We start from the raw sequence: 9,694 nt of genomic DNA, 5'->3' as shown, positions 1-9,694 counted from the left end.
GCGGATGGACGAGGCGGCCGTCGCGCGGCTGGTGCCAGGGCTGGGGCTGGCGCTGCCGCGCGTGCCCCACCGGGGCCTCGTCGGTGAGGTGCGCGCCACGTCCGCCGGCAGCTCGCTGGAGCTGCATGACTTCCGCGCGTACCAGCCGGGCGATGACCTGCGGCAGGTGGACTGGAACGCGGTGGCTCGCACGGGCGAGCTCATCCTCCGGATACGGCAGGACGAGGTGTCTCCGCGTGTGGAGGTGGTGCTGGACGGCTCGCGCTCCATGGCGCTGTCGCCGCGCAAGGCCGCGTGCGCGAGGGAGCTGGCGCTGCTCACCGCGGAGGTGGCCGCGCGGCAGGGGTTGTCGCCCACGCTGCTGGTGGCGGCTTCCCGGCCGGAGCGGGCCCAGGGGACGGCATGCCGTGCGGCGCTGAACGCGGCGGAGTTCGACGCGCGGGATGATTTGTCCGCCTCGCTGGGGCGGCTGCCTCCGCTGCGCCCATGCGGGCTGCGGGTGGTGGTGAGCGACTTCCTGTTCGAGGCGGACCTGCTGGCGCTGTGCTCGCGCCTGTCCCGGGGCGCGGCGGGGCTGTTCCTGATGCAGGTGCTGGACGCGGAGGACCTGGACCCGTCGGGCGGAGAGGGTGCGCGGCTGGTGGACGCGGAGAGCGACACGGCGCTGGAGGAGTTGCTGACGGAGGATGTGCTGGCCGCGTACTCGCGCCGCTTCGCCGAGCACCAGCGTGGGTTGAGGGCCGCGGCACTGCGAGCGCGGGGGACGCTGCTCACCGCTCCGGCGCCGGAGTCGCTGGCGGCGCTGGTGGCGGGGCCGCTGCGGCCACTGTTCATCGCGGGCGGTGGAGCGTGAGCTTCGGCTTTCCGTCAGCGGCGCGTGTGCCGGGCATTGCCAGGTGCTGGCGTGCGAACTGCCCGTCAGGGCCGCGAGCAGCGAGCCGCGCGGGAGGTGAGGCGTGAGCTTCGGCTTCCCGTGGGGACTGCTCGCCCTGGGTGCACTGGCGCCGCTGGTGGCGGCGTACTTCCTGCGGCGGCGACAGAAGCCGGTGGTGGTGAGCGCGCTGTTCCTGTGGCGCACGCCGCGCCCTCGCGCGGAAGCAGGGCCCCGGTGGGAGCGCTTCACTCGCGAGTCCTCGCTGCTGCTGGAGGCCCTGGCGGTGATTGCCGCGGCGCTGTTCCTGGCGGACGTGCGGCTGGGCGAGGCGGCGCGGACGCGGCACCTGGTGCTGGTGGTGGATGGCAGCCTCTCCATGTCCGCGCGCGGGCCGGACGGCGTGACGGTGCTGGAGAAGGCTCGTCAGGAGGCCGCGAAGCGCGTGGAGGAGGTGGACGCGACGCAGGTGACGGTGCTGGCCAGCGGCCTCGTCCCTCGCGTGCTGGCGGGGCCGGAGGCGGAGCCGTCGCGCGCGCTGGCGGCGCTGGAGTCCTTCCAGTCACAGGGCGCGGACCACGACCCCGTGCCGACGCTCACGTGGGCGCAGGAGCTGGCCGGCACCGGCCGGCGCGTGGTCTTCCTCACCGACGTGGCTCCCGAGACTCCCGCCACCGTGCCGGCCTCGGTGCGATGGCTGGCCCTGGGGACGGCGCGCAACAACGTGGCGCTCGTCTCCGCGCAGCGGCGGGACGAGGGGGCCTCAGCCACGGTGACGGTGCGCGTGGCACGGTTCGGCGACGGACCTCGGGAGGTGGACGCCCGCGTGCTCGCGCTGCCCGGTCCCGGTGCGAAGGAAGGCACCGAGCGCGTGGAGCGGGTGCTCCTTCCCGACGAGGGCACCGCCACGGTGCGCCTCACCTTCCAGGGGGCCGGAGACGTGGTGGTGTTCCTGCCGTACGATGCGCTGCCCGAGGATGGGCGCGTGCGCCTGCCGCCTGCTCCCGCGCGCCCCGTGGCCGTGGGGCTGGCGGAGGGACTGGGACCCGCCGAGCGTCAGTCGCTGGAACGCTTCCTCGCGGTCGCTCCCGAGGTCCAGAAGGGTGGGGCCGCAGTGGAGTCGCTGCTCATCGGCCCCCGGGGAACGGAGGCGCGTGTGACGGTGGGGGCGCCGGGGAAGCCGCGCACCTTCGTGGGGCCCTTCTTCTCGGAGAAGAGCCACCCGCTGCTGGACGACGTGCAGCTCGCGGGCGTGCGGTGGACGGCGGGAGACAACCCTCCCGGCCGGCCGCTGGTGACTGCGGGCGAGGCGGTGCTGGTGTCCGAGGAGGAGGGCGGACGCGTCCACCTCAACGTGGACCTGGCGCGCTCCAACGTGCAGCGCGTGGCGGCCTGGCCGGTGCTGCTGGGCAACCTGGTGCGCGAGGCCCGGCGCACGCGGGAGGGCTTTCCCCGGCGGCAGCTCACGCTCGGCGAGCCCCTGCCCGTGGTGACGGTGCCCGGTGCGCGCTACACGCTCGTGGGGCCGGGAGGAAGCCGCCCGGTGTTCGGCGCGGGCGCGGTGAGCCTGCCGCCACCCGCCGGTCCCGGGCGCTACGCGCTGGAGCGCGAGGGCGAGGAGGTGGACGCGGCGGAGGTGCTGGCGCTGGACGCTCGCGAGTCCGACCTGCGCGGACGCGGCAGTGTGGATGTGCCCGCGCGCGAGTCCGGTGAAGAGGACGAGCGTGGCAGCGCACCGGGGAGGGCGCGCTGGCCCCTGGTGCTGCTGCTGGCCGCGCTGGTCGCGGACTTCTACGTCACACGGCGGGTGTGAGGCACCGCGACTGGGCGCTGCCTTGAACTGGAGGCTCCGGCGCCTCCCCGGGCCGTCTTCGCTACACTGCCGGTCATGCTTCAGCGGACAGCAACGCGGGCTCACGGGGACACGTCCGAGGTCTCGGAGCTGAGGGACCTGCGCGTGCAGTTGGAAGGGGGCCTGGAGGTCGTGGAGGCCGCCATCGAGCGCTACCGCGTGCTGACGGCCGCGCTCCAGAAGCGACGCTGGAAGGCGAAGCTGCGCCTCCAGCCCGCGGTCCTGGAGGCGGCGCACCTGGCCGAGTCCTCGCTGCCCGAGGCGCTCGCGCCGCTGCGGAAGCGGGCGGAGCGCGAGCCCGAGGGGACAGGCACGGCGAGCGGGATTGCGAGGGCGTTCGAGGCGGCGCGCACCGCGCTCGAAGCGGCCCTCGCCCGGCGGCTCCCGATGGAGGCAGGGGCCAGCCTCGAGCAGCGGCTCGCGCGGCTCAGGGCCGTGGCGCTGCGCCCGCTGCCCCTGCCACCCGGCGAGAACGAGCAGCGACTGCTGGAGGGGACCGCCGTGCTGCCTCCCTTCGGCGTGTCCCTGTTCGTCGTCTCGCTGTGCGTGGCCCTGGCCCGCTTCGCGACTCCCTGGGCCGCCGTGCTGCTGCTGGCGCTCACCCTCGTCGTCACGTTCCTGCGCTCCGGACGCTACTGGCTCACCAACGAGCGGGTCCTCTGGCAGCCGCGCCAGGGCGACCCCGTGGAGGTGCGCCTGGCCTCCCTGGGCGAAGGGCAGATCTCCTACAACCTCTTCACGAACAGCGTCACCGTGGGCCGGCCGGCCATCACGCTGCGACATGTTCCCCGGGCTGGCGAGCTCGCCGCGCTCCTCTCCATCCGCCGCCGCAAGGAGTTCCATGGCGCCGCGGCCACCCAGGACTTCAGGCGCCCGGTGGCCGTCCTGCCCGCGTTCCGGACGAAGCCCGGCGACTACCGCCAGGATGAGATGCCGGACGGGCTCATGGTGCTGCGGCCCGACTTCATCGCCTACCTGCCCAACGCCTCCGCCGCCCTGCTCCTCGACACCATCACCGAGCCCGTGGACGGCAAGGAGCGTCCGGCCTGGGCCCGCAGGGACCGGGTGTCCGTGTCCCTGAGCCTGCTGGTGGACCAGCTCCTGCTCCTGCCCGAAGCGCGGATGGATGCCATGCTGCGCAAGCTGGCGACCCACCGGTTCGGCTACGGCTCCGCCTCCAGTCTGCTCTGGAGCCCGGCGGAGGTGGCGTGCGCGTTCGGGGTCGGCACCACCCTGGAGCTGTCCCGTGACGACGTCCTGCTCTACTGGGACCGGCTGTCCTGGCAGCAGCACCAGGAGGCCGCGCGCGTCATCGCCCTGTGGCCTCGTCCGGAGGGGAGCCCGGAAGCGGCTCCCGTAAAGCGGTAGGCTCGCGAGGCGATGAGCTTCTCCCTTCCCCAGGCGTGGGTGCTGCTGCTGCCGCTGGGCCTCTTCCTCTGGAAGTACGGCCGGCGGCCGGGCCCGCCCATGTGGCTGCGCGCCGCGCTGCTGGTGCTCGCGGTGGGCGCGCTGTCCGGGCCGGAGCTGCGGCTGGGGACCGCGGGCAGCGACGTGGTGGTAGTGGTGGACCGCTCCGCCTCCATGCCCCGGGACGTGGACCGCACCGCGCAGGAGCTCGTCACCCTGCTGGAGGCCCAGCGTCGTCCCGGGGACCGCGTGGGCGTCGTCACCTTCGGACGCGAGGCCCGCGTGGAGCAGTCGCTGTCCGCGTCCGGAAGCTTCGGTGGCTTCACGCGGCCGGTGGACGCGGAGGCGTCGGACCTGTCGGCCGCGCTGGACGCGGCGGGCGCCCTCATCCCCGAGGCGCGCATGGGCCGGGTGCTGGTGCTGTCCGACGGGCGGGCCACGGGCGTGGACGCACGCGGCGCGGCGCGGCGACTGGCGGCGCGGGGGCTCGCCGTGGACTGGCGCCACGTGGCCCGGCCCGAGCCTCCGCTGGACGTGGCCGTCGTCTCGCTCGACGTGCCCGCCTCCGTGGCAGTGCGCGAGCCCTTCCAGTTCTCCGCCGTGGTGCAGGCCTCCGCCGCCGTCACCGGCACGGTGCGCCTGGAGCGCAACGGGCGCGTGCTGGTGCAGGGGCCCTTCGACTTCACGCCCGGCGCCAACGTGCTGCCGCTGCGCGACCTGGTGGAGGAGCCGGGCCTCGTGCGCTACCAGCTCACGGTGGAGGTGCCCGGTGACGGCGTGGCGGAGAACGACAAGGGGCTCGCCGTGCTGCGCGTGGAGGGGCCGCCGCGCGTGCTGCTGCTGACGAACCAGCCCCGGGGCACGCTGGCCAAGGCGCTCGGGGCCACGGGGATGCAGCTGGACGTCCGCGCGCCCTTCCGCCTCACGCTGGATGCGCTGGATGGCGTGGGCTCGGTGGTGCTGGAGAACGTGGACGCCAACACCCTGGGCGAGCCGGGCCTCAACGCGCTGGCGGCATATGTGGAGCAGGCCGGCGGCGGGCTCGTGATGACGGGCGGGCGGAGCAGCTTCGGCGAGGGCGGCTACCGGCGCTCACCGCTGGAGCCGCTGCTGCCGGTGTCCCTGGAGATGCGCGAGGAGCAGCGCCGCGCGGCGGTGGCCCTCAGCGTGTTGATGGACTGCTCGTGCTCCATGGGCGTCACCGTGCCCGACGGGCGCACGAAGATGGAGCTGGCCGCCGAGGGCGTGGTCGCCGCCCTCACGCTGCTCAATCCGAAGGACGAGGTCTCCGTCCACATGGTGGACACGGAGGCCCACGAAATCTTCCCGCTCAGCCCGGTGGAGGACGGCCTGCCGCTGGATGAGGTGGCGCGCGGCTTCAGCGGCGGCGGTGGCATCTACGTGGGCGAGGCCCTGCGCGTGGGCAAGGGGGAGATTCTCCGCAGCGAGAAGGCCACCCGACACGTGCTGCTCTTCTCCGACGCGGCGGACTCCGAGGAGCCGGCCGACTACCAGCGCACGCTTTCGGAGCTGCGTGCGAAGGACGTGACGGTGTCCGTCATCGGCCTGGGCTCGCCGAAGGACGTGGACGCGAAGCTCCTGCAGGAGGTGGCCTCGCGCGGAGGCGGGCGCATGTACTTCGCCGAGGATGCGATGAGCCTGCCGCGCATCTTCAGCCAGGAGACGCTCACGGTGGCGCGCGCCACCTTCGTGGACGAGCCCGCCTCGCTGGAGGGCGCTCCGGACCTGCCGCTGCTGGGGCGCCTGCCGTCGGAGGGCCTGCCCCAGATTGGCGGCTACAACCTCACGTACCTCAAGCCCCAGGCGAGCGTGGCGCTGCGCACGCTGGACACGAACGCAGCGCCGGTGCTGGCGATGTGGCCTCGCGGCGCGGGGCGCACGGTGGCCTTCACCGCGGAGGTGGACGGGCCCTTCACGGGCGAGCTGCGAGAGTGGAGCTCTCTGCGCGCGGCGCTGGAGGCGATGGTGCGCTGGACGCTGGCGGGCTCGACGCCCGTGGGCGAGGCGATGGTGCGCTCCGAGCGCCAGGGCCACCTGCTGCGCGTGACGCTGGACCTGCCTCCGGGCGAGCCGCTGCCGGGGGCGCTGCCCACGCTGGTGCTGCTGCCGGGTGACGGGCGCACCGCGCCGGTGGAGCGGCCCATGCGCTGGGAGGACGAGGACCGGCTGGTGGCCGAGTACCCGCTGGAGGGCAGTGGCACGTGGCACCCCGTGGTGCGGCTGGGCTCGCGGGTGCTGAGGGCTCCGCCGGTGGCGCTGCCGTATGCGCCGGAGTTCGAGCCGGGCAGCGCGAAGGAAGGCCTGGAACTGCTGCGCGCGGTGGCCGCCGTGGGGGGAGGCGTGGAGCGCCTGTCCATGACGGGCCTCTTCATGGAGGCGCCCGAGTCCCAGGGCCGGTGGGCGCTGGCTCCTTGGCTGGTGGCCCTGGCCCTGGCCGTGCTGCTGGCGGAGGTGGTCGTGCGCCGCTTCCTCTCCGGGCCCCGGGTTCGCAAGGCGGGCGCGACGACGGTGGCTGTTCCGCGCACCACGCCCGGGGTGGCTCGGAGCGCCCCAGCGGCACGTGCTGAAACGCGGCCCGCCGAGGGTGCGGCGACGGCGACGCAGGGCGCGGCGACTCCTCCCGAGCCAGCGCCGAAGCCGCGCGAGGGTGGGGTGGACTCGGCGCTGGAGGCCGCGCGCGCCCGCTCACGCCGACGACTGGACCGGTGAGGCGGAAGACGAAGGGTGCGAGCTGCCCCGTCCTTGGAGAGGTTCACAGCTGTGGGGCAGCTCGCGGGTGATGCAGGTGCGGGTCGTTCCGACCTGGTGCGGAATCACGGCTGAGGAGCGGCTCGCGCGTGACTCGTGCGCGAGTGGCTCCGTTCTGGATGTGCATTCACGGCTGAAGAACGGCCAGCAAAACGACAGGTTCGCCCCCATCCGGATGTGAAACAGGGTGGGAGGGCGACGCATGGGTGATGAAGGTGCAGGCCGCCCCGACTTGGATGTGGGTCACGGCTGAGGGGCGGCCTGCGGTTACAAAAATGCCGGTAGCCCAGGACTCGTTGGGCCGAACAAAGATGAAGGGCAACCAGCGGTGAGGCACGGGTCCTCCCTGACTCGGAGGGGGAACACAGATGAGGGTGACCCGCCCCCGTGGGTCTCACAGGGTGGACTAATTGATACACGGCAAGTGTGTTCCGCGCAACTGAATTGGAAATTTCCTAGCCCAAATAAAAAATGCAACAGGAAAGAGGTCAATGAGGACCCTGCAGCCAGGGAAGGTCATGGGGTGGGGAGGCGCGCTGGTGCTGGGCGGGCTCGGCGTCCAGGCGCTGCGGCTGGCCCTGCACAAGGCCTTCAGCATCGACGAGTTCCAGTACGCCCACGCCGCGTGGCTCGTGGCCCGGGGGCAGGTGCCCTACCGGGACTTCTTCGAGGTCCACTTCCCGCTCGTGTACCAGGTGCTGGCGCCCCTCTTCCGGCTGCTGGGAGACGAGCCGCTCAACGTGCTCGCGCTGCGGGGGGCCATGCTCTTGCCGCTCGCGGGGGCCTGTGTGGCGGTGGCGCTGCTCAACCGGCGCGAGGAGCGGCTCGCCATGCTGCTGTCGCCGGTACTGCTGCTGGCCCTGCCTCCCTTCATGCGCTTCGCGACGGAGGTCCGCCCGGATGCGCTGGCCATCGCCCTCTTCCTTGGCGCGCTCGCGGCGCTGTCGCTCCGTCCCGCCACGCCGGCGCGGGGCTTCGCGGCCGGGGCGCTGTTCGTGGCCGCCGTGTGGGGCTCGCAGAAGGTGCTGTTCTACGGGGCCGTCGTGGGCGTCGCGCTGGCGGCGGACCTCGTCGTGCGAAGGGGACGGGCACCCGCGCTCGTCCCCGCGCCTCGTGCCTTCCTGGCCGGAGCCTTCGGGGTGCTGGCCGCGGTGGCGGCGTACCTCACGGTGAGCGACGCCTGGGGCGCGTGGTGGCAGTGGTGCTTCGTCTGGGCCTCCGAGCACCAGCGCCACTACCCCGGCTTCTCGTCCAGCAAGTACCTGCTGCCCGTGCTGGCGGAGCAGCCATGGTGCTTCACCCTCGCGGCGCTGGGCTTCGCCGCCACGGTGCGCCGGTGGTGGCGGGCCGGCCATGCACGCTGGAGTGACTCGGACGCGCTGCTGTTGCTCGCGGTGCCGGCGACGTTCGGCTCGTACGCGCTCCAGCGCGCGCCGTTCCCCTACAGCCTGCTGCCGCTGCTCGGCGTGCTCGCGCCCTTCATGGCGCGCGGCGTGGCGGAGGTGTTCCGATGGCTGCGGACACCGAAAGCGCGAGTCGCGGGCGCCGTGGCCCTGGCGGGATTGCTGGCCGTGCAGGCCGTGCGACTGGAGGCGCTGCTGGAGGGAGGCGGCAATGCGCGGCAGCGGGAGGTGCTCGCGCGCATCGCCACGCTCACCGGGCCGGAGGACGTCGTCTATGACAACTCCGGGGGCTATGTGAGCCGCCCGCATGCACACTTCTATTTCTACACGGACGCGTACCTGCGCGGCGCCGAGGCGGCCCGGCTGGCGCGCGAGATTCCAGAGGCGCTGGTGGCCACCGGGTGCGTGCTGCGCGTGGACGACCTGCGCACCTCCGGACTGCCTCCGTCCCTGCGGCGCTTCCTCACCGAGCACTACCAGCCTCTCGATGGTGACCTCTCGCTGTGGGGCCAGCGCTACGAGCCGCCCGGAGCCGGCCCCCTGGAAGGCCGCTTCCTCGCCGTGCGCGACGGCCGCTACTTCGTCGAGCCCGAGGACGTGCTCTCCCGGGGCGCGCTGTTCATCGACGGCACGCGCGTGACGGAGCCGGAGCTCACGCTGCCCAAGGGCCCGCATGCGGTGCGCTACGAGGGGCCTGCGGGCGCCTTCCACCTGCTGTGGCTGCCTCGCGACGGACGGCGGTGGACGCCCCGGCCCGGCCTGCCGCCCACGTACTCGCGGCTGTTCTGAGCGGGCCCTCATGGGGCGCGGAACTTCTGCACGCGCCTGCCTCGCACGTCGACGACGTAGACGTTCCCCTGGCTGTCCACGGCGATGTCGTGCCCCCAGTCGAACTGGCCGGGGCCCTGGCCATGCTCGCCCCAGCGGGCGACGACGTTGCCCTCCAGGTCCAGCTTCAGGGCCCGCGCACGCGGGTGCTCGGCGTTCTGGTCGCCTCCGTCAATCACATACAGGAATCCATCCCGGCCCAGGGCAATGCCCCACGGGCGGCCCAGGTGGGGGCTCTTCCACTCCGCGAGGAAGGCGCCGTCCGCGTCGAAGACCTGGATGCGCGCGTTGCCCCGGTCCGCCACGTAGACGCGGCCATCCGGGCCCAGGGCGATGCCGTGCGGGATGTCGAGCTCGCCGGGCTTCGTCCCCGAGCCGCCCCACTCCGACACGTACGTGCCGTCGGCCTTGAAGCGGGCCACCCGCGTGTTGCCGTAGCCGTCCGACACGTAGAAGTCCCCGCTCGGCGCGACGGCCACGTCCGTGGGCTTGTCGAACGCCACCGGCGAGCTGGCGCAAGCCGCCCCCGCCAGCAGCAGTCCCCCGAGCCACGGGCGCAAGCGC

At 73.5% G+C, this 9,694-nt stretch carries 6 protein-coding genes; 5 read left to right on the top strand and 1 reads right to left on the bottom strand.

Features of this window, described 5'->3' with window-relative positions; all coding sequences use genetic code 11:
• The first annotated feature begins 4 nt into the window (after positions 1-4).
• The 5 genes from LXT23_RS17990 (at position 5) to LXT23_RS17970 (ending at position 9,091) form a co-directional block, all read left to right on the top strand.
• A complete protein-coding gene (locus LXT23_RS17990; protein WP_253982321.1) occupies positions 5-853 on the top strand; it encodes a DUF58 domain-containing protein in 849 nt (282 codons plus the stop codon).
• 103 nt (positions 854-956) lie between these two features.
• Positions 957-2,684, top strand: coding sequence for a BatA domain-containing protein (locus tag LXT23_RS17985; protein WP_253981428.1), 1,728 nt, complete (start codon positions 957-959; stop codon positions 2,682-2,684).
• A gap of 75 nt (positions 2,685-2,759) precedes the next feature.
• Entirely contained in the window at positions 2,760-4,091 is a 1,332-nt protein-coding gene (locus LXT23_RS17980; protein WP_253981427.1) for a hypothetical protein, read from the top strand.
• Positions 4,092-4,103: 12 nt separating this feature from the next.
• A complete protein-coding gene (locus LXT23_RS17975) occupies positions 4,104-6,860 on the top strand; it encodes a VWA domain-containing protein (RefSeq protein ID WP_253981426.1) in 2,757 nt (918 codons plus the stop codon).
• 530 nt (positions 6,861-7,390) lie between these two features.
• Positions 7,391-9,091: a hypothetical protein gene (locus LXT23_RS17970; protein WP_253981425.1), complete on the top strand. Its 1,701-nt coding sequence runs from the start codon at positions 7,391-7,393 to the stop codon at positions 9,089-9,091.
• A gap of 8 nt (positions 9,092-9,099) precedes the next feature.
• Here LXT23_RS17970 and LXT23_RS17965 read toward each other — a convergent pair whose 3' ends face one another.
• Complete coding sequence (locus LXT23_RS17965) at positions 9,100-9,690, bottom strand: peptidyl-alpha-hydroxyglycine alpha-amidating lyase family protein (protein WP_253981424.1); 591 nt, start codon at positions 9,688-9,690, stop codon at positions 9,100-9,102.
• Between the last annotated feature and the right edge of the window lie 4 nt (positions 9,691-9,694).

Source organism: Pyxidicoccus xibeiensis, from assembly GCF_024198175.1.
Taxonomy (GTDB): Bacteria; Myxococcota; Myxococcia; order Myxococcales; family Myxococcaceae; genus Myxococcus; species Myxococcus xibeiensis.
Note: the sequence above shows the minus strand (reverse complement) of the source record. Positions and strands in the feature narration are given on the sequence as shown.